27 protein-coding genes and 3 pseudogenes are annotated in these 26,684 nt (G+C 65.4%); 9 read left to right on the top strand and 21 right to left on the bottom strand.

Going from position 1 to position 26,684, the window contains the following annotated elements; genetic code table 11:
- The first annotated feature begins 23 nt into the window (after positions 1-23).
- The 3 genes from AMR74_RS13150 to AMR74_RS13140 all read left to right on the top strand — a co-directional run bounded on the left by AMR74_RS13150 (position 24) and on the right by AMR74_RS13140 (position 2,673).
- On the top strand, positions 24-1,124 hold the full coding sequence (locus tag AMR74_RS13150; protein WP_053772515.1) for a DUF4330 family protein: 1,101 nt from the start codon (positions 24-26) through the stop codon (positions 1,122-1,124).
- A gap of 85 nt (positions 1,125-1,209) precedes the next feature.
- Positions 1,210-1,782: a hypothetical protein gene (locus AMR74_RS13145; protein ID WP_053772514.1), complete on the top strand. Its 573-nt coding sequence runs from the start codon at positions 1,210-1,212 to the stop codon at positions 1,780-1,782.
- A gap of 63 nt (positions 1,783-1,845) precedes the next feature.
- Positions 1,846-2,673 (top strand): undecaprenyl-diphosphate phosphatase, encoded by an 828-nt coding sequence (locus tag AMR74_RS13140; RefSeq protein WP_053772513.1) that lies wholly within the window; start codon positions 1,846-1,848, stop codon positions 2,671-2,673.
- Between the two features lie 259 nt (positions 2,674-2,932).
- Here AMR74_RS13140 and AMR74_RS19610 read toward each other — a convergent pair whose 3' ends face one another.
- The 7 genes and pseudogenes from AMR74_RS19610 to AMR74_RS19180 all read right to left on the bottom strand — a co-directional run bounded on the left by AMR74_RS19610 (position 2,933) and on the right by AMR74_RS19180 (position 7,718).
- Positions 2,933-3,184, bottom strand: a complete 252-nt coding sequence (locus AMR74_RS19610; protein WP_240471168.1) for a hypothetical protein — start codon at positions 3,182-3,184, stop codon at positions 2,933-2,935.
- 450 nt (positions 3,185-3,634) lie between these two features.
- Positions 3,635-4,072, bottom strand: coding sequence for a hypothetical protein (locus tag AMR74_RS13130; protein WP_053772511.1), 438 nt, complete (start codon positions 4,070-4,072; stop codon positions 3,635-3,637).
- 291 nt (positions 4,073-4,363) lie between these two features.
- Positions 4,364-4,564, bottom strand: a pseudogene (locus AMR74_RS19605) (RNA-guided endonuclease TnpB family protein); the annotation flags it as partial.
- 80 nt (positions 4,565-4,644) lie between these two features.
- Positions 4,645-5,712, bottom strand: a pseudogene (locus AMR74_RS13125) (RNA-guided endonuclease InsQ/TnpB family protein); the annotation flags it as partial.
- Positions 5,713-5,754: 42 nt separating this feature from the next.
- Complete coding sequence (locus AMR74_RS20055) at positions 5,755-5,973, bottom strand: type II toxin-antitoxin system HicB family antitoxin (protein ID WP_449272041.1); 219 nt, start codon at positions 5,971-5,973, stop codon at positions 5,755-5,757.
- Positions 5,974-6,199: 226 nt separating this feature from the next.
- The gene (locus tag AMR74_RS13115) at positions 6,200-7,366 is read right to left on the bottom strand and encodes an ISH3 family transposase (RefSeq protein ID WP_053772509.1); all 1,167 of its coding nucleotides are present in this window, start codon (positions 7,364-7,366) and stop codon (positions 6,200-6,202) included.
- Between the two features lie 214 nt (positions 7,367-7,580).
- Positions 7,581-7,718 (bottom strand): hypothetical protein, encoded by a 138-nt coding sequence (locus AMR74_RS19180; RefSeq protein ID WP_158293652.1) that lies wholly within the window; start codon positions 7,716-7,718, stop codon positions 7,581-7,583.
- A 650-nt stretch (positions 7,719-8,368) separates the two neighbouring features.
- On the opposite strand from AMR74_RS19180, the pseudogene AMR74_RS17350 reads away from it, so the two are divergent.
- Positions 8,369-8,593 (top strand): annotated as a pseudogene (locus AMR74_RS17350) (IS5/IS1182 family transposase); the annotation flags it as partial.
- 270 nt (positions 8,594-8,863) lie between these two features.
- Here AMR74_RS17350 and AMR74_RS19175 read toward each other — a convergent pair.
- From AMR74_RS19175 to AMR74_RS13105, 3 genes are all read right to left on the bottom strand, one after another.
- On the bottom strand, positions 8,864-9,034 hold the full coding sequence (locus AMR74_RS19175) for an HVO_0758 family zinc finger protein (protein WP_167551918.1): 171 nt from the start codon (positions 9,032-9,034) through the stop codon (positions 8,864-8,866).
- Positions 9,035-9,544: 510 nt separating this feature from the next.
- Positions 9,545-10,282 carry a bacteriorhodopsin gene (locus AMR74_RS13110; RefSeq protein ID WP_053772508.1) on the bottom strand — a complete coding sequence of 246 codons (738 nt, stop codon included), beginning with the start codon at positions 10,280-10,282 and terminating at the stop codon, positions 9,545-9,547.
- Positions 10,279-11,985, bottom strand: coding sequence for a methyl-accepting chemotaxis protein (locus tag AMR74_RS13105; protein WP_053772507.1), 1,707 nt, complete (start codon positions 11,983-11,985; stop codon positions 10,279-10,281). The genes AMR74_RS13110 and AMR74_RS13105 overlap by 4 nt, the downstream gene beginning before the upstream one ends.
- Positions 11,986-12,192: 207 nt before the next feature.
- On the opposite strand from AMR74_RS13105, the gene AMR74_RS13100 reads away from it, so the two are divergent.
- Positions 12,193-12,948, top strand: coding sequence for a class I SAM-dependent methyltransferase (locus AMR74_RS13100; RefSeq protein WP_053772564.1), 756 nt, complete (start codon positions 12,193-12,195; stop codon positions 12,946-12,948).
- An 87-nt stretch (positions 12,949-13,035) separates the two neighbouring features.
- Entirely contained in the window at positions 13,036-13,485 is a 450-nt protein-coding gene (locus AMR74_RS13095) for an acyl-CoA thioesterase (protein ID WP_053772506.1), read from the top strand.
- 157 nt (positions 13,486-13,642) lie between these two features.
- On the opposite strand, the gene AMR74_RS13090 is transcribed toward AMR74_RS13095, so the two are convergent.
- From AMR74_RS13090 to AMR74_RS13070, 5 genes are all read right to left on the bottom strand, one after another.
- Positions 13,643-13,990, bottom strand: a complete 348-nt coding sequence (locus AMR74_RS13090) for a DUF7268 family protein (RefSeq protein WP_053772505.1) — start codon at positions 13,988-13,990, stop codon at positions 13,643-13,645.
- Complete coding sequence (locus AMR74_RS13085; protein ID WP_053772504.1) at positions 13,983-14,900, bottom strand: ABC transporter permease; 918 nt, start codon at positions 14,898-14,900, stop codon at positions 13,983-13,985. The genes AMR74_RS13090 and AMR74_RS13085 overlap by 8 nt, the downstream gene beginning before the upstream one ends.
- Positions 14,897-15,910 carry an ABC transporter permease gene (locus AMR74_RS13080; protein ID WP_053772503.1) on the bottom strand — a complete coding sequence of 338 codons (1,014 nt, stop codon included), beginning with the start codon at positions 15,908-15,910 and terminating at the stop codon, positions 14,897-14,899. Before AMR74_RS13080 ends, AMR74_RS13085 begins: the two co-directional genes overlap by 4 nt.
- A gap of 50 nt (positions 15,911-15,960) precedes the next feature.
- Complete coding sequence (locus AMR74_RS13075) at positions 15,961-17,673, bottom strand: ABC transporter substrate-binding protein (RefSeq protein ID WP_053772502.1); 1,713 nt, start codon at positions 17,671-17,673, stop codon at positions 15,961-15,963.
- Between the two features lie 90 nt (positions 17,674-17,763).
- A complete protein-coding gene (locus AMR74_RS13070) occupies positions 17,764-20,499 on the bottom strand; it encodes a dipeptide ABC transporter ATP-binding protein (RefSeq protein ID WP_053772501.1) in 2,736 nt (911 codons plus the stop codon).
- Positions 20,500-20,579: 80 nt separating this feature from the next.
- On the opposite strand from AMR74_RS13070, the gene AMR74_RS13065 reads away from it, so the two are divergent.
- The gene (locus AMR74_RS13065; protein ID WP_053772500.1) at positions 20,580-21,065 is read left to right on the top strand and encodes a DUF7529 family protein; all 486 of its coding nucleotides are present in this window, start codon (positions 20,580-20,582) and stop codon (positions 21,063-21,065) included.
- Positions 21,066-21,309: 244 nt separating this feature from the next.
- On the opposite strand, the gene AMR74_RS13060 is transcribed toward AMR74_RS13065, so the two are convergent.
- Together AMR74_RS13060 and AMR74_RS13055 are read right to left on the bottom strand one after the other, a co-directional pair.
- Complete coding sequence (locus AMR74_RS13060) at positions 21,310-22,152, bottom strand: ABC transporter permease (RefSeq protein ID WP_053772499.1); 843 nt, start codon at positions 22,150-22,152, stop codon at positions 21,310-21,312.
- Positions 22,149-23,207, bottom strand: a complete 1,059-nt coding sequence (locus AMR74_RS13055) for an ABC transporter ATP-binding protein (RefSeq protein WP_053772498.1) — start codon at positions 23,205-23,207, stop codon at positions 22,149-22,151. The genes AMR74_RS13060 and AMR74_RS13055 overlap by 4 nt, the downstream gene beginning before the upstream one ends.
- 55 nt (positions 23,208-23,262) lie before the next feature.
- Between AMR74_RS13055 and AMR74_RS13050 the strand changes: the two genes are divergently transcribed.
- Positions 23,263-23,721, top strand: coding sequence for a hypothetical protein (locus AMR74_RS13050; RefSeq protein WP_053772497.1), 459 nt, complete (start codon positions 23,263-23,265; stop codon positions 23,719-23,721).
- Positions 23,722-23,879: 158 nt separating this feature from the next.
- On the opposite strand, the gene AMR74_RS13045 is transcribed toward AMR74_RS13050, so the two are convergent.
- The 4 genes from AMR74_RS13045 to AMR74_RS13030 form a co-directional block, all read right to left on the bottom strand.
- Positions 23,880-24,947 carry an ABC transporter substrate-binding protein gene (locus AMR74_RS13045; RefSeq protein ID WP_082356879.1) on the bottom strand — a complete coding sequence of 356 codons (1,068 nt, stop codon included), beginning with the start codon at positions 24,945-24,947 and terminating at the stop codon, positions 23,880-23,882.
- A 51-nt stretch (positions 24,948-24,998) separates the two neighbouring features.
- Positions 24,999-25,184, bottom strand: a complete 186-nt coding sequence (locus AMR74_RS13040; RefSeq protein WP_053772496.1) for a hypothetical protein — start codon at positions 25,182-25,184, stop codon at positions 24,999-25,001.
- Positions 25,185-25,248: 64 nt separating this feature from the next.
- Positions 25,249-25,515 (bottom strand): hypothetical protein, encoded by a 267-nt coding sequence (locus AMR74_RS13035; RefSeq protein WP_053772495.1) that lies wholly within the window; start codon positions 25,513-25,515, stop codon positions 25,249-25,251.
- A complete protein-coding gene (locus AMR74_RS13030; protein ID WP_053772494.1) occupies positions 25,512-26,183 on the bottom strand; it encodes a class I SAM-dependent methyltransferase in 672 nt (223 codons plus the stop codon). Before AMR74_RS13030 ends, AMR74_RS13035 begins: the two co-directional genes overlap by 4 nt.
- 132 nt (positions 26,184-26,315) lie before the next feature.
- On the opposite strand from AMR74_RS13030, the gene AMR74_RS13025 reads away from it, so the two are divergent.
- The gene (locus tag AMR74_RS13025) at positions 26,316-26,684 is read left to right on the top strand and encodes a VOC family protein (RefSeq protein WP_053772493.1); all 369 of its coding nucleotides are present in this window, start codon (positions 26,316-26,318) and stop codon (positions 26,682-26,684) included.

Below are 26,684 nucleotides of genomic sequence, written 5' to 3'. Positions count from 1 at the left end.
ATGTTGCGCTTGGAGGGATCTCCATGGAGTTGATCGACGACGAGGGGCGGCTGTTCGGGGCCGTCAACGTCATCGACGCGCTCGTCGTTCTGCTGATCGCTGCCGTTGTCGTTGCGGGCGCCGCGTTCGTCCTCACCGACGGTCCTGCACCCGCACCGGAGACGGACACCACCTACGCGACACTTGATGTCGGCACCGTCTCCCCGTACATCGTTGACGCAATCGAGGAGGGTGACACCCACAGCCCCGACAGCGCGTCCACGCTCCGCATCACGGACGTTCATCTCACACCGCAGGGCAATCAGACGCGGGTCATCCTCCGAGTAGCCCTCGAAGGGGAACTCAACAGTCAGGACAGTCTCACCTATGGTGGTGCACCACCCCGTCTCGGCCGTACACTGGATATCACCACCGACCGCTATCAGATCAACGGTCAGATTCGTGACGTGGGCGACAGCGACGCGCTCGCGACCACCCAACAGCGCGTGCTGCTGTCCAGTCACGTCGATGCGGGCACCGCCGCGACTGTCACGCCGGGCGATGAAATCCGGCTGAGCGGCCGCACAGTGGCTCGAATCGAGAACGTGACCTCCTACGCCACCGGGGAGCCGACCACCCGGCAACTTCTCGTTGCGGCGACGCTCACCGCCCACCGCCAACAGGACCGGCTTCGCTTCGGGGGCACGCCGGTCCGACGCGGGCAGACAGTAACGCTCCCTGCAAGCGAGTACACACTTGACAGCCAGATCGAACAGGTCGGCGGAGAGTTTGGCCTCGGTGCAACGACAACTCGGACGGTCACCCTTCGGATGGACGAGGTGCGCGAGGACTTCGCAGACGCCATTGAGCCGGGAATGGTCGAACGCACCGGCGACACGACGATGGCCCGGATTACGAGCGTGAAGACGGAACCGTCGCTCATCATCACCACCGGCGAGAACGGCAGCGTCAATGTTGTCGATCACCCGATCAACCGCGACGTAACCATCACCGCCGACCTACAGCTCCGCGAAACGCCAAGTGGGCTCACGTTCAAGGGCGAGCAGCTTCGGCAGGGGTCGACCGTGACTCTCGATCTCGGGACGGTGGTCATTGAGGCGACCGTCATCAGCGTGGGAGGCTGATCAGAGACCCAGCAGATACCGCACTCGCACCAGGGCCCATCGGAGCCGTAACCCCCATACGCGTGACAGGCCAATGAACTCACAGATGGAAAACACGGCCGACTCGGAGGAGCTGCCGGGCGATAGCACCGTCCAACGAGCGGTCCAGGGCTCCCGACTCGGCCGGCTAGGACAGTGGATCGCCGGTGCGGTCCGCGACTCGTATTTGTACCGGTGGCTGACTGCTGAACCAGACCCGGACGTGATCGTGATAGACCTCCGGGAGACGTGGACAGTCGGCTTGGTCATTCGCCTTCTTGACGCGGCCATCGACCGTCTCGCACCTGCCGTCAGAGAGTCACGGGTCGCCGGGGCCGTCCAGACGGGCGCGACGGTCACCCGCCAGCAGCCCGCGGTCGTCGCCGGCCTCGGACTTCTCGTTGCGGGCGCACTCGTGGGGGTAGCGAGCGTCGGCGCGGGCACGCTCAGTACGACCCGACTCGCGTTGACGGCCGTCACACTCATCACCGGCGCCCTCGCCACCCGCGAGCGACGGAGTTGGACCGAACTCCGCGAGACTCGGCCAGTCAGGCTCCTTCTCGCCGCGCTCGAACCGCCTGAGCCGCAGGAAGAGCACACGCCCGGTAACGATCCAAGCGACGACTTAGACGACAAGTAGCCGCTGCAGGTTCACCCGCTCAAAGCCGGCCGCTTAAGTGAGTGCCCGTGTCCGGGTTGAGTAGTGACCACCACGGAGCTGCTTGTCGCGATACTTGCTGGAATCGTCCAGGGCGTCGTCGAGTGGCTTCCCGTCTCGAGTCAGGGGAACCTCTCGCTCGTGCTCACGCTCGTCGGCACGGATCCCGCGGTCGCCGTCCAACTCGCCTTGTTTCTCCAGTTGGGCACGACGCTGTCGGCCGCAGCCTACTACCGTGATGAGATCGCGACTATCCTCAACACACTCCCCGGGTGGCGGCCCGAGACAGCGTACGATGGCGACCACGCGATCGCGACGTACATCGTCGTGGCGTCGCTGTTCACCGGGGTCGTCGGCATCCCACTCTACGTTCTCGCCGTGGATCTCGTCAGCGACCTCACGGGGGGCGTCTTCATCGCCGTCATCGGCGTGCTCCTCGTGATCACCGGGTTCCTCCAGCGGGCCTCGGACACGGTGAGCATGGGTGGACGCGAGACCCCGTCACTCGTCGATTCGATTCTCGTCGGCAGTGCACAGGGGTTCGCTATCCTCCCCGGCATCTCTCGGTCAGGCGTGACCGCGAGCGCACTACTGTTCCGCAGCTACGACCCGCCGACCGCGTTTCGGCTCTCCTTTCTGCTGTCGATTCCCGCATCCGTTGGTGCGGCCGCCCTCACCCTCGCGAGCGTGGGCGGGCTGCCAGGGATCGCGCCAGTGCCCGCGGCGGTCGCACTCGGCGTGAGCGCCGTCGTCGGTTACCTGACGATTGACGCCTTGATGCGGGTCGTCGAGCGCGTGCCGTTCGCAACGGTGTGTTTCGCGCTCGGTGCGCTGGCGATCGTCGGCGGTGGTGGGATCGCGCTGGTCGTGTGAGACTCCGTGGTTGCCATTGCAACCGGCTGGGCCGCACGTCTCAAAGCAGTACGGACCGGGTCTCTAGGGGAATCGCTCGGAAACCGACCACAGTACGGTGCGCCGACCGTCGAGGAGAGAGGGATCCGCGTGAAAAGCATCACATCAGCGTACGAGTACAGGTCTCAACCGCCAGTTCGAGTTCGGTGCCGGTCAAAGCGACGATGTCGAGTCGGTCGTCGGACGATGTGACGGCGTCGATACGAGCGAATCCACGGCTTTACCTGAAAGTAGGCGCTAAGGCCCCTTCCTCGACGAACGAGCGAAGCGAGTGAGTAGGGAGGGGATACAGCGCCGCACAGTTCACAGACACGTTCGACACTCGGCTCACAGGCCCACGCAGCCATGAGTCTCCTTTCACGAGCCGATCGACGAACGCTCGGCGGTCCCGTTCCCGCTCGGCGGCGGTCTCCTCGTACTCGGCCTCAACACGTTTGCGATAGGTCTCGAGGTCCCGGTCGTCTCCGACCACCTGAATCCCGTCTTGGAGGGTGGCGTGCGCGATCGGGAGCGGAAGACTGTCGATGTCGCTTACGTCGACGAAGGCGTCCGCGTGACTCTGGAGGTCCGCGTCAATCCGGTTCCGTTGACGGAACCGTTCTGTCGGGGACAGGTCGTCCGGGAACCCGAGCGCGACATCGACGTCGGACGATTCGTGGCGTCACCGCGGAACTACCGCGTGTCCGACTCCCACGGCGCGCCGACCCGGTCGTCGACCCATGGCAGCACGGTTCATTCGACAACGCGGGAGAGATCCGTCGCGCAGCTCCGGTCGACCGCGGCTGTCGTGTCGGCGTCCGAGAGCGGATAGAGGTGATCCCGCGTGTTGTGCGGCTGGTTGTGGCGGTCCCAGCGACACTGCCGCTGCGTTTCGGAACAAGCGACACAGACGGACAGCGGATAGCCGTGAAACAGAACGGAGTTAAAAGTGCTCATTAAGCCGCTTCTGTTTTGCTTTGAGCGTAGACTCGGTGTCGGGAGCAGAGACAGGGTCGATCCGCTGCCAGCCGTCCGGCTTGACGTACGCCAGCATCTCGATTGTGGCGTCCTCAGTGATTGTGAGACACGCCCGTGGTCCGTTTGAGGTGGTCACCTCAAGCCGGTCGACCTGCGCGTTGAGATCATACCCGCGTTGAAGAAAATCAGCAGCACACTCGCGGAGAAACGCCTGCTGGTGATCGGTAAGGTCGTCATAGCCATGGACACGGTTGACCGTTGCGCGCGCCGTTTTGCGGTAGTGCGACGGCGGCGATGTGCTTAGTTCCGATCTCATAATTGTTTTCGACACAAGAGCCACAGCGAGCACCCCAGCAAATACAATCCCGATCCAGAGGCTGTGTTGGAGTAAAATATCTTTCATACCATACGTCGTCTCAGTGACTAATATAAACGTGAGCGTATAGATATCGTCCCTGAGAACACGGTGTACTTTCGACCTACCGACGCACACACGGCGTTACCGTTCTCTTCATGCGAGTACGCCGTTCGCGCTGACTCGCCTGCTGACCATCGCTGACAGGTGCGTACTCTGAAGATGAGCCGGTCCACGTTGAAGTGTGCTGAACCGGGCGCTGGAAACAGGCACACAGCCCGCAGTGTGACATCCTCCTCGACGTAAACGGCGAAGCTTCTCACGCATGGGGAATACCAGTCAGTCGTCGCTGGTAGAGGGTTTCGGCTCTTGGAACGCCGTGAGCGTCATCTGCGCTGGTACGCTCGTCTCACGGTGAGTCATGGCGGTGTCACTACCGCTCCCATCCCGAGGCGAGTCATCGCGTTCCGCCTTGTCAAGCGGAACGTTCTCTCCCCACGGGTCAACCCGTCGTGCGATATTCGCGGAAGCGTTGATATTTCTCGACGCTGAACGATTACATTCCGCGAGGACTGAGCGCGATCACCGAACCGAACATCTGGCCGTATCTCACCGGTGAACTACCCCACCCTACCGCTCGGGCTGACGCCCTCGCGCTTGAGGGTGGAGCTTCCTGTTTTCACGACGCGCTTTGCATCCACAACCGAGGACACAGGGAGCGCAGTCTCCACAGGCGTTAATTCGGAGCGTCCCGCTCCTAACCGCTTCTTCACACCGCGAGAAAGAATATTCAACGCCGCGTTCGCGTCTCTGTCAGCCTCGAACCCACACGCCGGGCAGGAGTGTTCGCGCACCCACAACGGTTTCTCGGTCGAAACGCCGCAGGACGCACACTCTTTCGTCGTTCCGCGCGGATTCACAGCAACGAAGTACGTTCCTTCGCGTTCGCACTTGTATTTGAGCATCCGCAGGAATGTTCCCCACGCCGCACCTGCCCGGTTCCGCGAGTTGCCCGGTAGTTCGACCAACCCCTTTGCGTCCAAGTCCTCAACCGCCACGAAGTCGTACTCCCGAGCGTAGTAGTTCGAGAGCTTGTGAAGGAAGTCGCGGCGCTTGTTCTTCAACTCGGCGTGGCGTTCTGCCACGACCCGACGCTGTTTCTCCCAATTGTCCGACCCGTGCTGTTTCCGCGAGAGGTCGTGCTGTGCGCGTTCCAAACGTTCGCGTTCGTCGGAGAGGTCAAGGGATTCGACGGCGGTTCCGTCCGTGTCGTGGGCGTACTTGAGAATCCCCACGTCGATGCCCACGCAGTTCTCGGGATTCTCCGGCTTCTCCGGCGGGTCGTCGGGCGTCTCGATGCCGAGAATGGCGTACCACTTCCCGGTAGGTTCTTGCTTGACCGTGACGGCCTTAATGTCGGCGTCGTCGGGGAGGTCGCGGTGGAAGGTGAGCGGGATTTCTCCGAGTTTTGAGAGCCACAGTCGCGTCCGACCGCCCGTGTTCTTGAGCTTGAAGCCGGATTGACTGTAGGTGAAACTGCGGTACTCGCCCGGTGCCTTCCACTTGAGCGTCCCGACGCGGTAGCCGTTCTCTTTGCGCCCTCGTAGTGTCGAGAGGTTGTCGTACAGCCGTTGCACGACCTTCTGTAGTACCTTCGAGTGAACACCTTTCAGGTCGCTCCAGCACTTTGTACACGTCTTCACCCGAAAAGTCCCGCGTCACCATTGCTACTATAAGACATCGGGAAGCTCATCGCTCTGTGATTGAGCGACTTCAGGATCAACACCGAGGTCACGTATCTCCTCGTCGGTTGGAGGCCGCCCGCCATCGCCTTCTACCGCCTCAATGACGGCATCAAGATTGTCAAGTGCTACGTCCCGGCTTTTACCTTGAGCAGTCACGCCGACACGGAGATCACGAGCCGTCCACTGGCCATCTGGGTTCTTCACTAAGCGGATTTCCCGTTCAGGAGGGTCCGAATTCCCAGAATCAGTACCTCACAAAGCATCCTCAGCTAGCTGTTTCTGAAGCCTGAGTTCTGTGGCGGAGCGGTTGTGCTGGGTGGTCTTGACGAGAAGATTGTCGACGAACCGACGGAGAGCTGTCGCTGTCGGCGGCGGCTGCCGCCGACGCGACAGCGTCGCCACTCCTGGCGGAGGCTAGCCCGGTCGGAGATTAGCGGGTAAACCGGTCGTCTGGTGGTCGGTTTGCGGGGACGGCCCGACGCGTCGCGAGGGCCGTCCACGCTGCCCGTTGAATCATGTTGATGAACTCCTTGAACGACCACTTCCAGAGGCGACGCCCCCCACGGCGGGGCGTCGCCACATATTCCCAGTGTAAATACCGCCAGACGTTCTGTAACAACAAGCTCACCACGACGTACAGCAGCCGTACGACCGGRTTTTGTGTCGARGTCGTCGCAATACTTTGCTCGGAGAGTCGGTAGCTGGCCTCGATACCGAAGCGTTTCGCGTRGTGGTATCGRGCGTCTCGTGGTGAGTCGATGAACGGCGCGTCAGCGGCGTAGCCGTGACGCGCCACYCCATGTTCGTCGTACCGTCCGTTYTGGTACGTACAGTCGATGTAGACGGGAAACTCGACGGTCCAGCTGTGACCGTCGAGTTTCGCCGTCATGTCGTGTTGAATCACGCGACTCCAGCCTTCCGAGAGTTCTTGCTTGATCGTCTGTCCCCAGCGGACGATCGGCATGACGTAGGCGTGGTTGTGTGCCTGAAGCAGCGTCAAACAYTTGCTGTCGTAGAATTCGCGGTCAAGAAAGACGGCCTTGACCTCGAGGTCAAGGCYGTCGAGGATACCGAGAAACTCTGCGAGGACACTGCTGGCRGTGTCGCCGTCTTCGAGACGGCGCACCGCCAGCGTGTAGCGTTTGTTCTTCACACGCGCGTAGAGTGTGGCGTAGGCGTGGAACGCAGTYGTTCCACGCTTCGCTTGTGAGTGGTACAGGCCGTCTGTCCCATCTTCGTCGCCGTAGTAGGGCCGCAGGTGGAGGTCTGAAACGACCTCCACCTGCTGGGGAAGGACGTCGAGAACGTCCTTCTGAAGGAGCGCGTTTCCGACTTGCTCAAGCGTCTCAAGGTCGAATTTGGTGCGGAGATGGTAGAGAACCGAATTTTCGTGGGGGGCRTCTTCRCTTTTCTCACAGAGCGTTGAGACCGAGGTCCCGTCGGCGCACGCGCCGGCGAGGACCTCGTAGATGTCTTCAGCATCGATCTCTGCGTTTTCAGCGAGTGTGAGGGTGACTTCCTCCTCAAGGGAGTTGACGAGGAAGTTAAGAAGCTGGTTCTCGTGGATTTCACTGTCTGCTTGCTTGGTATTAGACACACCTTCAGCAAGCAGACGTCTCAACTAACCGGCTTTGTGATGTACTGAGAATCAGCTCGTGCCATATCTCCCGGTAATTCACCGAGATGCAAAACGCTTCGGGAGACCTACCGTCTCACACAGACCATTGATGCTCGATACGCAGGCATATCCTATCGGCTGATTCAACTATGAGTTCACGAAATAAATGTCGTGGCAAATATTCTATGACACCCTAGTTGGTCAGGAAAAAATAGACGATCAGGATTCCGGCCGTCCACGTGAGCTTCCGCTTGAACGGGACGTGCCCCGCGGGCCGCTCCACGACGGGCATCCGCGAGAGCACCGGTTCGGCGGCCTCCTTCCGGCTCATATACGACGTACCGCAGGTTGTGGGAACTGTATTCCGATTCGCACCACAGCAGAGCGGAGCCGGGCGGCGGTCGCGGGGGAGATGGGCATATGTCGCTTAAGAGGTAAGCAAGGCGATAGCGAGCGGCTTAACCCGTGGAGAGCTTGACTCATCGAAAGGCAAAGGGGTGGAGGCCTGAGTTCCACCGTTTCACCGGTAGACAGCTCAAACCGACGTGGGTTCAATTACCTCCTCTCGGAGGTTTTTTATCCTGACAAACTCAACTAGGTGTGCTGGTTGCGATCCACAGCAGTAGGCCTGAGCAGTCCACGGCTGTGTGTGAGGCCACACGGTGTTGAAGACATGTGTGGCTAAGGTCTCCCGGCGCGGTCTGTTACCCGGGTCGGGAGTACCCGCCTAGCACTCGACTGAGCGGAGCCTATTGTGTGAGGAGCGTGCGAGAATCACCCTCTTAACACAGCATTCACAAGAGAGTGTCAACTGAAGCTAGGAGTCTGATCGGACAGCAGCGTTGCGCCTCGATCACTCCACAAACAGCCCGTCGACAATGGCGTTGATCAGTGCCGACTCAACGGCTATGTTGAATCGCCATACAGCAGCGAGGTGGGCCGCTAAATCAAAGGAGTTGAAGCGGGAGGCTTCAGTTGTTCATCACCCAAATCTTCTGCTTCATCGAGGAAGTTGTACCGGTTGCTCAAAGAGTTACTGGCGATGGAGGCGAATCTGCCGCCCCGGACGGTGGCGGCGGATTCGCCGACTATGCACTCGTTTCGCTTCACTGTCTGCGAATTTACCTCGATTCATCGTACCGTATGACGATCGACTTGCTCAAAGAGATACCACAAATAACCGGAGAGATTGGTCACAACGCGGCCGTTCCAACGTGGTCCCGCAGTGGCGACACTCAATGTGTATTCCATCCCGGGATCCAAGCCACACGATGGTGAGTGCGGTTCGGATGCTCATACGGGTTACACCAGCCCAGTCGGCCTAATGGTATGAGAAGATTTAACCAGATATTACCAAAAAATACGCTGTGAAAATAATACACAACCGATCGCCGTACGGTGTGTCCTTGGGGGTCCCAAAGCGGAGAGCTCCCATGCAGTTTCCCGCATTACCACCACTCACAGCGCCAGCATTTGTCAGCGAAGGTCTTTGTACTCGGTGCCACATTCTGGACACGTCCGAATATCAAACACAGCTTCTGAATCGGTTGTTGTCTTCAGGACCTTCTCACAGTCTACACAGTTGAGGCGCTCGTAGGTGTCTTTAAATATGTCATCGTCGCGAAGCGCCTTTCGTGTGGACTTCATGCGGGTCTGTGATACCCAGTACCGAAAAAAGCCTACGCTCTTGCGTAGAACATTGTTGGTGTCGAGCTGTCGGGCGATCTTGTCGTAGTTCTACACGGTGTCTGGACTCACCAGAACGGGAATAAAACAGGGTAAAAGAATCGATCTACCGAATTCATCAATCCGGAGTGTTCTCACCAACAATGTACTTCATAAGGGCGTATGTACAAAATATCCTGTTGGAACGCTAATAATTCAGTCATCTATTCTAATTGTGTACAAAAAATGTTAAATCTTCGTCGCCACGCCAGACTTAACGCGACCAAACTAAGCGCACTGACTTGTTTACGTGCTTTGAGCTATTGAGTACTGTATATTGTCGAATCGTGTCAGTATGCACACTCCTAAGCGTGTTGTCTTTGACTATCATGCAATTATAATATTGTTATCCACTAGCCACGCATCCGCTCTCGTTAATCTTGTTGGCGATCTTTTAAGAATCACTCTCTATGAACTGCGGGTCCCGTCACCTCAGTCGACGCCTGCTCCCGGCACCGTGTGAGGCGCCGACTCACCGGTATCAGTTCCAGCGTCCCCCCTGGACTCCGTCTCCGCCGCCAGCGTCTCGACGTTCGCGAACACGAAGCCGGCGAAGCCGACGCGGAGCAGCAGATCGAGGTACTCCAGCGTGACCGCCGCGGTGAACGTATCGAGCAGGCCGGCGATGCTGACCATCGCCCACGCGATCAACACGCCGAACGCGAACAGCGAGAGGTTCCGCGTCTTCTTGAAGAACAGCTCGCGGGCGGGCGGCTGCCGCGCGGCCGCCGTCGAGAGCGGGCCGAAGAACACGCCGAGGAGGACGAGGTACCCGACGAGGATCGCTGCGGTGCCGGCCAGCGCGAGCGGACCCTCAAACACCTCCGCGAAGTCGTAGCCGAGCCGCATCGTCACGGTGAGCGCGGTCACGCCGACCACGTAGCGCTGGCCTGCTCCCGAGACGAACGCCGCGAACCCGAACAGGAACGGGTAGGCGACGTAGTCGGTGAGGAGCTGGCCGCCCTCCAGCGTCCCGCTCGCGACCGCGAACGTCCCGACCCCGGCGCCCCACAGCCCGACGCCGACGCCCGCGATCGCGACGACCGCGACGAACGGGTAACAGTAGCGCCGCAGCGCCGCAGGCTTGCGGCGCGCCAGGCCCAACAACACGAGCGCGGAGATGGCGTAGACGCTCGCGGAGACGAACCGCACCGTCGACGGCTCGATCATCGGGTCACCCCCGCGTCGCCGGCGGCGCCGTTCGGTGGCGTCTCCGCGTCGCCGGCGGCGTCCGTCGTCTCGCCGTTCGTCGCCATTCCACCGTCCGTCGCCGTTCCGCCGTCCGCCACCGTCCCGACCTCGGTCGCCGTTCCGCGGTCTGTCGCCGACCCGGACGCGCCGGCGGGGGTCGCGCTCGGCGCCGCGCCCTCGGCCCGCGTCTCGAACTGGTCGAGCCGCTCGGTGAGCGAGGCGGTCCGCTCGGAGAGCGCGGTCGCCGTCTCCGCGAGGTCGCCGACCGTCTCGGCCGTGTCGTCGGCGGTCTCTGCCAGCGTCCGCGCGCGGTCGGCGGCGTCGGTGGCGGAGCCGTGGACGGCCTCGACGCGCGCCGCGACCGACTCGATCCCCTCGGCGCCCTCGTCGGTCGCCCGCGCGATGTCGCCCATCGCGACATCGACGTCCTCGACGGTCCCCGTCAGCTCCTCGATCGCCTCGCCCGCGGCCTCGACCGCCGCGGTCGTCTCGTCGAGCTCCGTCATCGTCCGGTCCATCTCGCCGGCGACCGCCGACACGTCGTCGGTCACCTCGCCGATGGTCGCCTCGATCTCCGTGGTGGAGTCGCGGGTCTCCTCGGCGAGCCCCTTCACCTCGTCGGCGACGACCGCGAAGCCGTCGCCGTCGCCGCCCGCCCGCGACGCCTCGATCGAGGCGTTCAGCGCGAGGATGTTGGTCTGCTCGGCGATGTCGGCGATCACGTCGGTCGTCTCTGCGACGCCGTCCATCCGGTCGTCGAGCCCGGCGACGAGGTCGTCGAGGTCCTCAAGGAGGTCGGCGATCGCCGCGATCGCTTCGACCGCCTCGGTCGCGCGCTCCTCGCCTTTCTCGCCCAGCTCCGCCGCGGCGCTCGCGTCGCCGGCCACCTCGTCGGTGGTGGAGGCGATCTCCTCGACGGTCGCGGAGAAGTCGTCGGTGTCGTTGGCCGTCTCCCGTAACCGCTCGGTCTGCGCGTCCAGCTCGTCGGCCAGCTCGCGCATCTCGGCGGCCACCTCCTGGTTCATCGCGGCCACGTCGTCGGCCTCCGCGGCCATCTCCTCGCTCGTGGCCTCCACGTCGCCCGCGAACGCCTGGATGTCCTCGACCGTCGTCGAGAGCCCGCCCGTCATCTCGTTGTACGCGGCCGTGATGCGCTCGATCGCGTCGACATCGCTGTCGGCGTCGAGCCGCCGCGTGAGGTCGCCCTCGGCGGCGTCTTCCATGGCGCCGCCGATCTCCTCAGCGCGCGTCAGGAGGGTGTCGGACAGCTCCTCGGCCTCCTCGCGGGCCGCCTCCGCCTCGGACTGGGCCCGCTCGGACTCGGCGACTGCGTCCCGGAGCGACCGCCGCGTCTCGTCGAACGCCTCGAAGAGCCGCCCGATCTCGTCGCCGCGGTCGGAGGTGGCGCTGGCGTCGAACTCGCCGCGGCCGACCGCCTCCGCGGTCTCGGTCAGGCGCCGCAGCTCGACCGCAACGTTTCCGATCAACACGATGCCCAGCAGGCCGAGGTTCAGCGTGACGATGATGCCGACCCCGACCAGGGAGGCGGTCGCCGCCTCCGCCGTCCCCGTCGCCGAGACGTGGGCCGCGAAGAGCGCGACGAACCCGAGCGTCACGGCGAGCGTCCCGAGGACGGCCGCCCCGACCCGTCGGCCGTAGCGCGCGGTAATTACGTTGAACATTCGATACGCGAACCGATAGAACCGGCGTACTTAGGAGTAAAGGCGCAATTACCGGGCGCGATAATCGTCGCGAGTGTCGGCGTCGGGGGCCTCCGGAACGCCCGGCAGGAGCCGAGGAGCGCGGACGGCTGTGCGCCGGGGTTCGTGTCAACAAAATAACCCACAGTTTCAGTGGGATTTTTCCGTCTCATGCTGTTGTTCGTCGGTATGGCCGAAGGGAACCGATTTTCCGAGGAGTTAGCCGCGTTCTACGAGGCGACGCACGACCACGGGGACATCGGCGACGAGTCGTTCTATCTCGATGCGGCCGCGAGCGCTGCCGGGCCGGTACTGGAGGGGGCCTGCGGAACCGGACGGCTCTACCTCGAACTCCTTCGCAACGGCGTCGACGCCGACGGATTCGACATCTCGCCGGCAATGCTGGATATCCTCCGGGAGAAGGCCGCCAGCGAGGGTCTGACGCCGACAGTGTGGGAAGCCGATCTGCGGGCTGTCGACGCGGATCGGTCGTACGCCTTGGCGCTGGTTCCCTACAACTCGATGTGCAACCTCCAACGGGTCGACGACCAGCTCGCTGCCCTCGAGGCGTTTCACGACGTGCTCGAGGCCGGCGGCCGACTCCTGTTCGACGTGTACGTCCCCCGGTACGACGTCATCGCCGAGTCGTTCGGCGAGTGGCAGGCGGTTCGCGAGGTCGAATACGAGGGGACGACGCTGAGAGGCCGTTCCCGAGCCGACATCGCCGATCAGGTGTCCCAGACCTATCGCACGGAGCAGGAGCTCCTCGACGCCGACGGGGAAGTCGTCGCCTGCGACGAGTTCGCCCTCTCGCATCTTCCGCCCCAACAGGTCGAGTTGCTGGCGCGTCAGTCGCCGTTCGATCAGTGGTCGGTCCAAGGGGGATTCGACGGCGAACCGCTTGCGGACGGAGACGGTATCCAGGTCTGGGAACTGCGGAAGTAGCGTCGGAATCGCTCCGGACGGCGGGCGCGGGCCGCCGGCGGTCGGGGCCGGGGCCGGGCTTTTCACCGGGCCGCGCCACAGGACGGTATGCCAAGCGTCAGCGACACGTACATCGAGAACCGCCAGCGCGTCCAGCCCACTCACACGAACAACTACGCCTCGGCGCACGGGGGCAACGTCGTCAAGTGGATGGACGAGATCGGCGCGATGTCCGCAATGCGCGCCGCGGGCGAAACCTGCGTCACGGCCAACATCGACGGACTGGACTTCAAGCGGCCCGTCCCGCAGGGCGACACCTGCGTCATCGAGTCGTACGTGTACGCGGTCGGACGCACGAGCCTCCGGACGCGGATCCGCGCGTATCGCGAGTCCCCGCGCATGGGCGAGCGCGAGCTCACCACGGAGTCGTACTTCGTGTTCGTCGCCGTCGACGCCGACGGCAACCCGACGCCCGTCCCGGAGCTGGAGGTCGCGGGCGAGCGCTGCCGCGAGCTCCGTGACGAGGCGCTGGCCGGAGAGCCGGACGAAAGCCGGTGACGGTTCGCGAGAAGCGGCGGGACGGAAGTCGGGCTAACCGGTCGGGGCACATTCAGTATGTATACATCCGATCGAATCGCTGTGATCTGAGGGTACTCGTGGCCTCTCCCGACAGCGGATCAGTCCCGTCGAGACGGGATGTCGGAGTAGGTCGCGTTCACAGACCGACGAACAGTATCGACGCCGCGACTGCGGTCCCCGCCCAGCCGGCGCCGACCCAAGTCAATACGGCGAATGCCTGTCGGGCGCCCTCACGGCTCCATCCGGACTCGCCGCCGAGATGGCTCTGAACCGCTGACATTGAGTCGCCGAACCCGACCGCGCCGCCCCACGTCGCGACGCCGAAGCCGAACAGAAGCACACCGAGCGCGAACGAGGTGTCGGTCGCTCGCCGCGCCCCGGCGAACGGGAAGAGCGCGCCCGCGACGACGACCCCGAGGAGGCTGCCGATGCCGACCCACCGTGCGACCGTTAGTCCAGACGGCCGTCCGTCGCGGTCAGTCAACGGTCTCTCGCATCCGAGGGTCGAGCGCGTCGCGCATTCCGTCACCGAGGAGGTTGAACCCGAGCACCGTCAGCGCGAGCAGCAGACCAGGGAAGAAGGACCACCACCACGCCCCGGAGAACAACCCAAACTCGACGCCGTTCGAGAGCATCATCCCCCACGTCGGCTCCCCCGGGCTGGCGCCGAATCCGAGGAACGACAGCGCGGCGATATCGATGATCGCAAGCCCGTAGTTGAGCGTCGACTGGACCGTTATCGGCGCAAGGCAGTTCGGGAGGACGTGGCGAACGAGCAGCCGCGGGTCCGTCGCGCCGAGCGCTTTCGTAGCATCTGTGTACTCGTCTTCGAGTACCTTTAGTGCGGCTCCGCGGACGACGCGGGCGAACCGAGGGGTGTAGACCAGCGTCAGCGCCCCGACAGCTCGCCACAGCCCCAACTCTTCCGGGAAGATGGTGACGAGCGCGAGTGCCAACAGTAGCGACGGGAACGACAACAGGACGTCCATCGTCCGCATGATGACGTTGTCGGTCAGATCGCCGTAGTACGCCGCAACGATTCCGAGACTCACTCCGAGGAACGTCGAAGCGATGACGGTGACAGTACCGTAGAGGACCGCGTACCAAGCCCCGTACATCACGCGCGGGAAGATGTCGCGAGCCTGCCCGTCCGTTCCAAAGAGGTACTCCGAGCTGGGCGGGGACTCAGCGGGATTCGTCCCGAACTGAGTCGCCATGAGTTCGCTAAGATTGTAGGTGAAACGCGCGTAGACCGCGATCAAGACGACGGCCACGATGATTACGATCCCGGTGATCGCGAGTCGGTTCGAGAGGAGCTGCGAGAGAAACGGACTCGCGCGCAGCCGCTCGGCGATGCTTCGGTCGACGGTTTCTGTCTGTGTCTCCGTGCTCATTGTTCGATACGGGGATCGAGGACCGAGTACGTGAGGTCAACGCCCAGGTTGACCAGCGTGTACAACACAGCAAAAACGAGGACTGTTCCTTGGACGACGGGGTAGTCGCTACGGTTGATCGCGTCGACGAGGAGCGTTCCGATACCGTTGATCTCGAAGACGGTTTCGGTGAGCACCGCACCCCCGAGCAGCGATCCGAACTGGATACCGATCACGGTGATGACGGGGATGAAGGCGTTTCGAAGCCCGTGTTTCATTACGGTGATCTTCGATCCCTGCCCCTTCGCCCGAGCGGTCCGCATGTAATCTTGGCGGAGCACTTCCACCATCGATGAGCGCATCATCCGCGAGAGCAACGCCATCTGATAGATGCCGAGCACCACCACGGGCAAGAGCAGATGAACGGCCGCGGACTGGAACGCCGCGATGTTCCCCGCTAGCAGCGTGTCAACGAGGATGAGCCCTGTGACCGGCTCAACGAAGTACTCGGAGCCGATCCGACCGCTGGTCGGGAGGAGTCCGAGGAACTGCGCGAAGAGCAGAATGAGTAGCGGACCGCTCCAGTAGATTGGGACGCTGATTCCGCTCAAGGCACCGATGCGAGTGAGGTGGTCGGTCCACGTGTCCTGCTTGACCGCGCTGAGGATCCCCAGCGGAAGTCCGAACAAGAGACCGGCGAACTGGCCAAGCAGCGCGAGTTCGATCGTGATCGGGAGCCGATCGGTAAGGATCTGGCTCACCGCTACGCCGCGGTTCACCTGATACGACTGACCGAAGTCGAACGTCGCGACCTCGCCGAGGAAGCGAACGTACTGCTGCCAGAGCGGGTCGTCGAGCCCCAAGTCGGCGCGGACCTGGTTGACGAACTCCTGGCTCGCTCGTTCGCCGGCGATGACCACGGCGGGATCGCCGGGCGAGAGGTGGAGAATAGCGAACACCACCGTCGCGACCCCGAACAGCACGGGAAACAGCATAAGCAGCCGTTTCAATACGAAACGTTTGGAGACCATTCAGGGAAACGGGCGCGCGGGACGGTCAAAAAATCTGTGCTCGGTGTCGACTACTCGAGCTCGACCGCTTCGAGGTACGGGCCGCCGATCGCGGCGACGGTGTAGTTGCTCACGCGGTTGGAGACGCCGCGGACCTCGTCGGCGTAGTCGATGAACACCCACGGTGCCTCGTCGTGGGCGATCTGGGCGGCCTCCCGGTACAGCTCCGCGCGGTCTTCTTGGTTCGTGGTCCGTTGAGCCTCTTCGACGACGCTCATGTACTCGCTGTTAGCCCACGCGGCGTTGTTCGAGGTATTGAACCCTTCCGTGTCCCACGAGACCCAATCCTGCTCCTCCGGCACATCGGTCTGCGGATGTAGGAGGACGTAACAGAAGTTGTCGGGGTCGGCGTTGTCGGTGTACCAGCCGGCGAGCGTCGCGTCGTGGTTCCCCTGACTGGTGTATGTGAGGTAGTCGGAGAACTGCCGGTCGTCGATCGAGACCTCAATGCCGACCTCCGAGAGGTTCGACCGGATCGTCTGGGCGGTCGGGAGCGGTGCCGGGTTGTACCCGCGGGGGTTCTGGAACGTGGTCAGCGAGAACGAGAACCCGTCGCCGTAGCCTGCCTCGTCGAGGAGGCTCTGGGCCTGATCGGGGTCGTACTCGTAAGGACTGATGTCGTCGTTGTGGCCGAACAGCGCAGGCGGGATGGGCTGGTCGGCCTGCGTGGCGATCCCCGAGTAGATGTTCTCGACGATCGCCTGCGTGTCGATGGCATAGCTGATCGCGCGGCGGACCCGACGGTCGCGGAACGCCTCAACGCGCGAGAGGTTGAACGCCATGTACCCGATGTTGATCCCGGTCGCCGTCCGGCTCTCGGCGGTGTCGGACCCGTCGATGATCTGCATGCTGTCGGGGTCGAGTCCGTCGATGATGTCTAATTCCTCCTCGACGAGTGCCTGGGCGCGCGTGGAGTTCTGGCCGCGGGTGAGGAACAGCACCTCGTCGACGTTCGGACTCTCGCCCCAGTAGTCGTCGAAGGCGGTGAGCCGGATCCGGTTGTTGGCGTCATCGAGGGTCTCCAACTGGAACGGGCCGGTCCCGACCATCTCCTCCCCGAGGTCCGCGTCGCCCTCGATGGCGTCCTGCGAGATGACGACCGCCGCGAACATCGCGAGGTTGCGGAGGAACGGCGCGTACGTCTGGGTGAGAGTGATCGAAAGCTCGTAGTCGCTTGGCGCCTCGATGCTGTCGATCCAGTTGCCGAGGGTAAACGGACCGTAAACGGAGGCGTCCTCGAAGTGGTACTCGTAGTCGTCGTCGACAAACCGCCGATACGTGGCGATGAAGTCGTCAGCGGTGAACTCCGACCCGTCGTGGAAGCTCACACCCTCTCGCAGCGTGAGGGTCACCGAATCGCCGTCAAGCGACCAGTCGGTGGCGAGCGATTCGGTGAGCGACGCCTCGCCCGGCTGGAAGGCGATCAACCCCTCGTACGCCTGGTTGGTGACCTTCGCGACCTCACCGCTGGTCGTATTCTGCGGGTCGAGGGTGCTGGAGTGGGCGCCGCGGCCGTAGCGGAGGCTGGTCGTGTCGTCGCCGCCGTCGCCGCCGTCGCTGCCATCACTACCGTCACTGCCGTTACTACCGTCGCTGCCGTCGCTGCCGTCGCCGCCGTCACTGCCGCAGCCGGCAAGGGAGACGACGGACGCGGTCGCGACCGTCGCGCCACCCGCTCGTTGTAGGAAACCGCGTCGTGAAGTGTCTGTGGTATCTGACGACATACGGCGAGCAGTATATCGGCTAGCTAAATAATTCTGGTGGAGCGACAGGACGACCCCCCGAGACGGGGCCTCGGCGGAACGGTCGGGCGGCTACGCGCCGTCGGGGCGCTCATCGTAGAGGTGACACGCCGCGGGATGGCCGCTCTCGTCGATCTGAGGGTCCTCCCGCTCGCAGACGCTCTCGAACGTCTCGCGGAGCGTCGCCTCGGCCTCGTCCCACCGGTCCTCCTTGAGGAGTTCGAAGGACTCGGCCACGGCCGACCGAGCCTCTCCCGAGAGCGGCCCGTCGAAGAAGTACTCGAAGAGCTTCGGATGCTCGCCGCCGTCCGCGACGGCGGTCGGTGCCGACTCGTCCTCGATCCGGACCTCGGACTCGATAGCGTCGAGGTCAATATCGCCGGACTCCAAGCGCTGTCGGTAGAACATTACCTCCCGGTAGCGCCCTTGGTCGATATTGAGGTCGTCCGGGGGGATGACCGACGGGCACCGGGTCCGGAACCGACATCCCGAGGGCGGGTCGATTGGGGACGGAACGTCACCCTTGAGGATCGTTCTGTCGTCGGTGTCGGCGAGGGGGTCCGGTTCCGGAATCGCGGACAGGAGGGCCTTGGTGTAGGGGTGTTTCGGCGTCTCGAACAGCTCGTCCGTCTCGGCGACTTCGACAATCTCGCCGAGGTACATCACGGCCACCCGATCGGAGATGTGTCGGACAACGCTCAGGTCGTGCGCGATAAACAGGAAGGTGAGACCGAACTCTTCTTGTAAGTCCTCTAAGAGGTTGATGATCTGCGCCTGGACGGAGACGTCGAGCGCGGACACCGGCTCGTCGGCGACGATAAAGTCGGGGTCTACCGCCAGCGCCCGGGCGATGCCGACCCGCTGGCGCTGGCCGCCAGAGAGCTCGTGGGGATAGCGGCCGAACTGCCCACGCTCCAGCCCGACCGCGTCCATCAGTTCGAAGACGCGCTCGCGTCGACGCCCCTCGGCGAGATCGTGGATCTTCAGCGGCTCCATTATCGTCTGGCCGGCGGTCATCCGCGGGTCGAGACTCGACATCGGGTCTTGGAACACCATCTGCATGTCCTTCCGACGCTTGCGGAGGTCCGATTTCGAGAGCGACCCGAGGTCCTCTCCAGCGAACACCACCGTCCCGTCGGTCGGCGGGTCCAAGTGGAGGATCGCCCGCCCAGCCGTGGACTTCCCACAGCCGGACTCGCCGACGAGCCCCAGCGTCTCCCGCTCGCGGACGTCGAGGTCGATCCCGTCGACGGCCTTCACGCTTGGGTCGCCGCCGCCGAACACCCGGTCGAGCGCGCCGTCCTCCTGCTGGTAGTACTTTTTCATTCCGCGGACCTCAACGATCGGATCGCCGATGGCGGACCTCGCGCCGGCCTCGACGCCGTCGCTCCCGTACGCGGTCTTGTCGAACGTTTCGTGGACGCACTTCGACCGGTGATCGACCTCATCCGGGCCGTGCTGGAGGTACGGGATCTCACCCTCGCGGCACTGTGGCTCGGCCCACGGGCAGCGGGGTGCGAAGTGACACCCGTCGGGCATGTCGATCAGATCGGGGACGTTCCCCTCGATCGGCGTCAGCCGCTCCTTTTCCTCGGTGGGGATCGACTCCAGCAGAGTGTACGTGTAGGGGTGGGCAGGGTTCGCGAAGATTTCCTCAACGGGGCCTTCCTCAACAATCTCGCCGGCGTACATCACGGCCACGCGGTCACAGGTCTCGGCCACGACGCCAAGGTCGTGGGTGATCATCAGGACGGACATCCCGAACTCCGCCTGTAGGTCGTCGATCAAGTCGAGGATCTGCGCCTGGATCGTCACGTCGAGCGCGGTGGTCGGCTCGTCAGCGATGAGGAGGTTCGGCCGGCAGGCGAGCGCGATAGCGACGAGCACGCGCTGGCGCATCCCACCGGAAAACTCGTGCGGGTAGTCGTCGACGCGCTGTTTCGCTTCCGGAATGCCGACCGCCTGAAGCATTCTGACGACCTCGTCCATCACCTCGTCGTCGCTGTCTCGACCTCCGATCTTCGGGAGTATCTCTCGGATTCCGTTGGTCCACGAGTCCGTCTTCTGACCGCCGTACCGATGGAGGCGCAGTGACTCGGCGATCTGTTCGCCCACGGTGACCGCCGGGTTGAGCGAGGTCATCGGGTCCTGGAATATCATTCCCATCTCGCCCCCGCGAACGCGACGGACGGCCGCCTCGGGAGCTGCCGTCACATCGACGATCCCCTCATGGATATCGACATCGGTCGGCTTCGCACCGCCGCGGATCTGCTCGCGTGCATCCGCGTCGAGGAAGACGAAGCCGTCAACGGCGGCTGCGAGCGCCGCCTCGAGGTCCTCTCCGACGACCGTCGGGTCGGTGTCGTCCGCGAGGCGACCGGCAGCGGCCTCAAGATCGCTCGCGAGGTCGGCGGGGTCCGCTTCGTCCGCGAGGTCGTCGGCCATCCCCCGAAGCTCCGCCGCCGTGTCGGAGACGCGCCGTCCGGCGCGGAGATCACTGCTCACGGCCGCCACCGCATCGATCAGTCCGGACGGGTACGGGACGTACGCGTCGTCGAACTCGTCAAGGAGGGAGGTGGCAAGCGACGCGTCCGCGAGGGTGATCCGGCCGCCGGCTATCTCGCCGGGATCGTCGACGAGGTCCATCGCCGAGAGGGCGGTGACGCTCTTGCCCGAGCCGGACTCGCCCACGAGACCGACAGTCTCGCCGTGTTCTATTGAGAGGTCGATGCCGTCGACGGCCTTGACGGCGCCCCGTTCGGTTCTGAACTGAGTTCGGAGTGCCGAAAGCGAGAGCAGATCAGTCACTGTCGGCGGTAGCGCGCCTTACGGAAATATATCTTGGGGACAGTGAAACCATTTATACGACTACCCGAGCGTCTGCTGGTATGAGCGAGCCTACAGGCGACGACGCACCCACGAACGTACAGGCGGGGGACGGGTGGTCCGCCGTCATCGAGGATATGGAAGCGACCGCGACGGAGTACCGAGAGCGCGGGTGGACGACGCTTGAACTCCATCCCGGCGATTCGGTCCTCATCAACTCGGACCGTCGAACCGGCCTTGACGTCGTCCTCCCTGGCCCGGAGTTCGAGGAGTTAGAGTCGCTCGTCGACGATCGACAGTTTCGACATGTCGATGTGTTCCGGGCGGGGGGAGACGAACTGGTCTACCTCTTGGTCATCGAAGTCGCGCCCGAGAGCGAAACGGCCGTCTTTGTCCCCGCGTACTACGATCCGAGCCAGACAGCGGAGACGATCGAATCGATCAGAGAGGCGGGGACCGTGCGTCTCTTCTGCCGTCGGTTGAACGACGACACCGTGCGGTTCGTCCACGACGATCCGGCGCCGTTCCTCCCGGAACCAGTCGAGTGATCGGCGTCCCGCAAGCCGGGAGTGATCGCAGGGCGGTGAGTCCGGAGAGGCGAGCACGGGTAGGACGTACGAGTGGTGCGTGCTCGAACATCAACCGTCTTGTCGTTCGAGGAGGCGGTTCAGGGTGGCGCCTCTCGCAGTCGCGAGCGTCTCCGCTGCGTCCGTCGGAGAGTGAGACCCGTCGTGCGTCCGACGCAGTCACACTCGTTTATGAAAATACCGCCTCACAGGGCGGAAGTGAGCGTCAGTAGTCGCCGAGCACGCCGAGCCGCCGCGCGCGCCCCGTCGCGTACTGGAAGACGAGGTAGCCGCCGACCAGGTAGCCGACCGCGACCGCGGCGAGGAGCGCGAGGTCCGCGAGCGGGAACTCCCACAGCCGCACGCCGTCGACCATCACGCGCTGGAGCATGGCGCTGCCGTGCGCCAAGGGGAGCACCCGCGTCCACGGGAGGTCGAAGACGGGCGCGGAGATCAGCGCGACGAAGCCGAACTGGAGCAGGTTGAGCCAGTTCCCGATCCGCTTGTAGAGGACCGTCACCCCGCCCGCGGCGAAGCCGAGGCCGAGCACCGAGACGATCGACAGCCCCGCGACGACGACCACCGTCACGGGCGCGAGGCTGAGCCGCGTCCCGGTCGCGAGAAGCATCACCGCGAGGATCACGGCGCTCGTGAGGAACGTCCGTATCACCTTCGCGACCCCCTTCAGCAGCGCCACGGGCGCGAAGCCGAACGGCGTGGTGATGTGGCGTTCGAGGGTGCCCCACTGCACCTCGCTGCCGATGTCGTTCGACACCGACGAGTACGCGCCCACCGACAGCGTCCACAGGAAGTAGCCGACGACGATCCCCTCGATCGAGTCCGCGAGCGCCTGCCCCGCGAGCAGCTGGCCGCCGAGGAACAGCGCGGCGAAGAAGAACAGCGACACCACGATCCCCCCGATCGCGTTGGCCGGATACCGCACGAAGATCAGGAACTCCCGGTAGAGGACCGCCCTCGCGAGGTGGTAGTAGGTGGCCGGTCGAGGGTCGTCGTCGGCCCCGGACGCCGTCGCCGCCGACGCGTCCGCGGGCGGCGCGTCCCCGCTCACTGGGACGCACCCCCGAGCCCCGACCCCGTGCGTTCTAAGAACACCTCTTCGAGGTCCGGCTGGACCGTCCGGATGTCCGAGACGGTGACGCCGGCCGCCCGCAGCGCGTCGGTCAGGTCGTACAGCCGGTCGCCGCCCGCCGCGACCGTCACCGCGGGCGGAGTGGCCTCGCGGTCGACGCCGACGACCTCGAACCGCTCGCGGAGCCCGGCGACGGTCTCCGGCGTGAGGTCCGGGCTCGCCACGCGCACCGCGTCGCTCGCGGCGGCGCCCAACAGTGCCTCAACGGTGTCGTCGGCGACGATCCGGCCGTTCGACAGCATGACGACGCGGTCGCACACCGCCTCGATCGTCGTCATGTCGTGGCTGCTGACGACGATGGTGAGCCCCTCCTCGGCCGCGAGCCGGCGCAGCTCCGCCCGGAGCGTCCGCGCGCTCTCGATGTCGAGCCCGAGCGTCGGCTCGTCGAGGAAGACTAACTCGGCGCCGCCGGCCAGCACGCTCGCGAGCGACACCTTCTGTTTCATGCCCCGCGAGAGGTCGCGGACCGGCGTGTCTGCCTTGTCGGCGAGGTCGAGGCGGTCGAGCAGGCGTTCGTGGCGCGCCGCCACGGAGTCCGGGTCGACGCCGCTGATCGTCGCGAAGTAGCGGAGGTTCTCGCGAACCGTGAGTCGCCAGTAGTCGTTGCGCGCGCCCTCCAGCATCGCGTCCACGTCGGCGTAGGCCGCCCGGCGGCCGTCGCGCACGTCGGTGCCGAACACCCGGACAGAGCCCGCGTCGGGGATGACGATGCCGAGGGCGCACTTGATCAGCGTGGTCTTGCCGGCGCCGTTCGGGCCGAGCAGGCCGACCACCGACCCGCGCTCGACGGAGAGGCTCACGTCGTCGACGGCGACGACCGCGTCGTCGCCCTCGCCGAACCGCTTCGTGAGCCCCTCGACCGCGAGGGCCGGCGGCCCCGCGCTCGCTCCGTCCGCGTTCGCCTCGTCGCCGCCGCCCTGCGTCGCGTCGCGCTCTCGGGGACCACCGCGCGCGCTCGTCGCGCTCCGTGCCATTGAGTCGAATAGGGGCCGAGCAGGGATATATCCCCTCTCGGAACCCACCGTACGCATGGACCTCGACCGCTTCGCCGCGGACGCCCCGGACGACGACGCGCCCGGCGACGCCCGCGTCTGCGTCGTCGCGACCCAGTCGGAGACGTTCGAGCGCTGCCGCGCCGGCTTCTACCCGGCGCCGCGCTCGTACGACCGCACCCGCGCCGACTTCGAGTTCATGGCCTTCTACCGCACCGCGCCGGTGTCGGCAGTCACCCACTACGCCCGCGTCGTCGACCGCACCGAACAGGCGCGCGGCGACCCCGGACCGATGGACGAGGACGACTGGGCGGCGCTCATCGATCCCTTCTCCGAGGAGCGCGTCGTGGTCGTCTTCGCGTTCGACGACCTCGTGCCGCTCGATAGCCCAGTCGAGAACGACCTGAACGGCGTGCGCGGCGCGTGGTACTGTACCGTCGCCGACCTGCGTGAGGCGGGAACGCTGTCGGGGCTCCGTGAGTTGGCCGAGACGTGACCACCCGGTCAATTCGAGTGGCGCTGTCGAAATCACAACGACTGCTGCCGTCGAGAAGCGATACTGAGAACTGGACACGTCTCTTGCGTGCGCCCCACCCGTGGGTTCACGCAGGTCGGTGCGCTCGGCATGGGAGGCCTCCCGCTCACCCAGTACGGCTAGCGCGATCCACGGTCCGGGCTCTCGTCGAGGTGGTCGTTCGCCTCCGCCGAGACGCCCGCTAGTTCGTCGGCGAGTTCGCGGGTTCGTTGGGCGCGCCGGCGGTACCCCTCGGCCGGCTCCTCGCTGGTAACCGCTTGTTCGATGACGAGTTTCTCCGCGTCGACGCTGGCGACGGCGTCCAGCGCTTCGGGCGCCGTCGCCGCGTGCTCGGGGTGGAGACACGCGAACAGCGTTTCCAGCGAGTCGACGAGCCGGTGGCTCGGCCGGTTGAACAGGGCGTTGCCGTCGACGGCGTAGACCCGACCGTCCGCGACTGCCCGGAGCTCGTCGAATCCCGGCCGAGCCGCGAGGTCGCCGACCGCACGCTCGGCGCGGTCGCGGTCGAAGCCGCAGGGCGCGACGACGAGCGCGTCCGGGTCGAACTCGCGCACGGCCGCCCACGCGACCGGCTCGGAGGGGCCGTCGGGCTGGAAGGCGGGGTCGCCGCCCGCGATTTCGACCATGTCGCGCACCCAGTGGCCCGCGCGGATCGGCGGGTCGGTCCAGTCGAGGACGGCGACGCGGGGGCGCCCCTCGTCGGCGACCGCGCACTCGGCGCGCTCGCGGACCGCCTCAACGCGCTCGCGGAGGTCGGCCCGGAGGGCGCTCGCGGCCGCTTCCGCGTCGACCGCGGCGCCGATCCGTTCCACGTCGTCGAGCGCGTCCTCGAACGAGTGGGGGTCGCAGGTGAGCACCTCGGGTTCGGGGTCGAGGCGCGCGGCGGCCGCCCGGAGGTCGCTCGCGTCGACGGCGCAGACGTCGCAGGTCGCCTGCGTGACCAGGAGGTCGAGATCGAGCGCCGCGAGGCGGTCCTCGTCGAGGTCGTACACGGCGCCGTCGACCTCGCGCATCTGTTCGTCGATGTCGGCTGCCGAGCGGTCCGCGTGGTCGACGACCGTGCTCGTCAGGGTCGGCAGGTCGCGGGCGGCGGGCGGGTGGTCGCAGCTGTGCGAGACGCCGACCGGTTCGACGCCGAGAGCGAACAGCGTCTCCGTGGCCGAGGGGAGGAGGGAGGCGACGCGCATACCGGAGAGGAGGCGCTCGGGCGACTAAAGTGAGGGGCCCGACGTCGGTCGCTACCGGGCCGGGAGCCGCGCGAGGACTGGCCGCGCGACCGCGTAGCCGACGTAGAGCAGCACGCCGGACGCCAGCGCGAACGACGCCGTCCGGAACCACGCCGCGGTCGGCGCGTCGAGCGAGTTCAACAGCGTCACCGCGAGCAGCGTGCTCAGGAGGAGGAAGCGCGCGTCTCGCGTCTCCATATGCCCCCGTCTGTCCGTCGGGCGGAAAACTCTCCCGCTCCCGCGGGCTGGCAGGTCGAGACCGTCACTCGCCGACCGCGTCGGCGGTCGCCGACGCGTACGCGGCCGCGAGATCGCCGTTCGGCAGGGCGTCGAGCGCGGCCGCACACCCCCACCGGATCCGGTCGCGCCGCTCGCCGGCCGGGAGCTTGTTCGTCGCCACCGTCTCGGCCGTGTCGAGCAGGGCGCGCGCGGTGTCGGCGTCGCCGCGCTCGGCGGCCGCGCCGGCCTCCGCGAGCAGCTGGGCGAGGCTCGCGCGCACGTCGTGTGGGACCTCGTCCGGGTCGGTCACGGGTCGGTCGCCCCTGACTCGGCGCCGCCGTCCGGCGCCGGCTCGCCCGCCAGCGTCGCGAAGACGAACTCGGTGCTGCTCCCCAGCGGGTCGGTTGCGGTCCGCGTCTCGACGTCAGCGAACCCGGCCGCCCGAAGCTGGTCGAGCGTGCGCTCGCGCCCGGGCGCGGAGAAGAACATCTCCCCGCCCATCCAGCCGCGCCGCACCGTCTCGAAGCTGCCGCTCGGCAGCGTCGCGAGGAGCCGGCCGCCCGGGCGGAGGACGCGCGCGAACTCGTCGTACACCGCCGGGTGGCGCTCGCGCGCGACGTGAAACACCGCGTGGTAGGCCGTGATCGCGTCGAAGCGGTCGGCCGCGAACGGGAGCGCGGACATCTCGCCGTGGACGAGCCGCGCGGCGGGAACGGTCTGGGCCGCGAGCTCCAGCCCGCGGCGGGAGACGTCGAGGCCGACGCTGCCGGGCGGGAGGTTCGCGAGGGTGCGAGCGCCGTCGCCACAGCCCACGTCGAGGACGAGCGGGTCGTCGCCGTCGGTCGCGTCCCGCGGGTCGCTCGCCAGCGCGTCGAGCAGGTCGTCGATCAGCGCCGCGTCTGAGCCGTCCGGGTCGCGCCGAGCGGCGTACGTCTCGGCGACCGCGTCCCACGCGCGGCGCACCTCGTTTCGATCCATACGGACGTGACGGGCGCGAGCGACATGATTGCTCGGGCGTCCCCGTCGGCGTCCGGATCGCTGCCGACTCGACCGGACCCGTCGTCCGGTCGCCGCTCGGGAATGTATGCCGGCGGGCCGCGAGGGCGACGCATGGAGCTTCTCCACACCTGTCTGAACGTGGCGGACGCGGACCGGACCGCCGACTGGTACGTCGACGAGCTCGGCTTCGAGCGCTCGTGGGAGTTCACGGTCGCCGACGGCGACACTCGCAGCGTGTACGTCGCGGACGAGAGCGGCGTCGAGCTCCAGCTGTCGGACACGCCGGGCGAGGAGCCGAGCGCGGACGGCGACCGCTACGACCACGTCGCCGTCGGCGTCGACGACGTTGACGCGGCGTTCGCGGACCTCGACCACCACGGCGTCGTGGAGGCGCCGACCGACCACCCGGAGGCCGGCGCGCGCGTCGCCTTCGTGGAGGACCCCGACGGCCGCGTCGTCGAGCTGATCGAGCCGCTCTGA

Origin of the sequence: Halorubrum tropicale (genome assembly GCF_001280455.1) — an archaeon.
Taxonomy (GTDB): Archaea; Halobacteriota; Halobacteria; order Halobacteriales; family Haloferacaceae; genus Halorubrum; species Halorubrum tropicale.
This window is presented reverse-complemented; position numbering and strand designations above follow the sequence as displayed.

What these genes read in the sequence shown, in the direction of transcription:
- AMR74_RS13150 (WP_053772515.1), top strand. Translation starts at nt 24, where the DNA reads ATGGAGTTGATCGACGACGAGGGGCGGCTGTTCGGGGCCGTCAACGTC.
- AMR74_RS13145 (WP_053772514.1), top strand. Translation starts at nt 1,210, where the DNA reads ATGGAAAACACGGCCGACTCGGAGGAGCTGCCGGGCGATAGCACCGTC.
- AMR74_RS13130 (WP_053772511.1), bottom strand. Translation starts at nt 4,072, where the DNA reads ATGAAAGATATTTTACTCCAACACAGCCTCTGGATCGGGATTGTATTT.
- AMR74_RS19180 (WP_158293652.1), bottom strand. Translation starts at nt 7,718, where the DNA reads ATGAGCCGGAAGGAGGCCGCCGAACCGGTGCTCTCGCGGATGCCCGTC.
- AMR74_RS19175 (WP_167551918.1), bottom strand. Translation starts at nt 9,034, where the DNA reads ATGAAGTCCACACGAAAGGCGCTTCGCGACGATGACATATTTAAAGAC.
- AMR74_RS13110 (WP_053772508.1), bottom strand. Translation starts at nt 10,282, where the DNA reads ATGATCGAGCCGTCGACGGTGCGGTTCGTCTCCGCGAGCGTCTACGCC.
- AMR74_RS13105 (WP_053772507.1), bottom strand. Translation starts at nt 11,985, where the DNA reads ATGTTCAACGTAATTACCGCGCGCTACGGCCGACGGGTCGGGGCGGCC.
- AMR74_RS13100 (WP_053772564.1), top strand. Translation starts at nt 12,193, where the DNA reads ATGGCCGAAGGGAACCGATTTTCCGAGGAGTTAGCCGCGTTCTACGAG.
- AMR74_RS13095 (WP_053772506.1), top strand. Translation starts at nt 13,036, where the DNA reads ATGCCAAGCGTCAGCGACACGTACATCGAGAACCGCCAGCGCGTCCAG.
- AMR74_RS13085 (WP_053772504.1), bottom strand. Translation starts at nt 14,900, where the DNA reads ATGAGCACGGAGACACAGACAGAAACCGTCGACCGAAGCATCGCCGAG.
- AMR74_RS13080 (WP_053772503.1), bottom strand. Translation starts at nt 15,910, where the DNA reads ATGGTCTCCAAACGTTTCGTATTGAAACGGCTGCTTATGCTGTTTCCC.
- AMR74_RS13075 (WP_053772502.1), bottom strand. Translation starts at nt 17,673, where the DNA reads ATGTCGTCAGATACCACAGACACTTCACGACGCGGTTTCCTACAACGA.
- AMR74_RS13065 (WP_053772500.1), top strand. Translation starts at nt 20,580, where the DNA reads ATGAGCGAGCCTACAGGCGACGACGCACCCACGAACGTACAGGCGGGG.
- AMR74_RS13055 (WP_053772498.1), bottom strand. Translation starts at nt 23,207, where the DNA reads ATGGCACGGAGCGCGACGAGCGCGCGCGGTGGTCCCCGAGAGCGCGAC.
- AMR74_RS13050 (WP_053772497.1), top strand. Translation starts at nt 23,263, where the DNA reads ATGGACCTCGACCGCTTCGCCGCGGACGCCCCGGACGACGACGCGCCC.
- AMR74_RS13045 (WP_082356879.1), bottom strand. Translation starts at nt 24,947, where the DNA reads ATGCGCGTCGCCTCCCTCCTCCCCTCGGCCACGGAGACGCTGTTCGCT.
- AMR74_RS13040 (WP_053772496.1), bottom strand. Translation starts at nt 25,184, where the DNA reads ATGGAGACGCGAGACGCGCGCTTCCTCCTCCTGAGCACGCTGCTCGCG.
- AMR74_RS13030 (WP_053772494.1), bottom strand. Translation starts at nt 26,183, where the DNA reads ATGGATCGAAACGAGGTGCGCCGCGCGTGGGACGCGGTCGCCGAGACG.
- AMR74_RS13025 (WP_053772493.1), top strand. Translation starts at nt 26,316, where the DNA reads ATGGAGCTTCTCCACACCTGTCTGAACGTGGCGGACGCGGACCGGACC.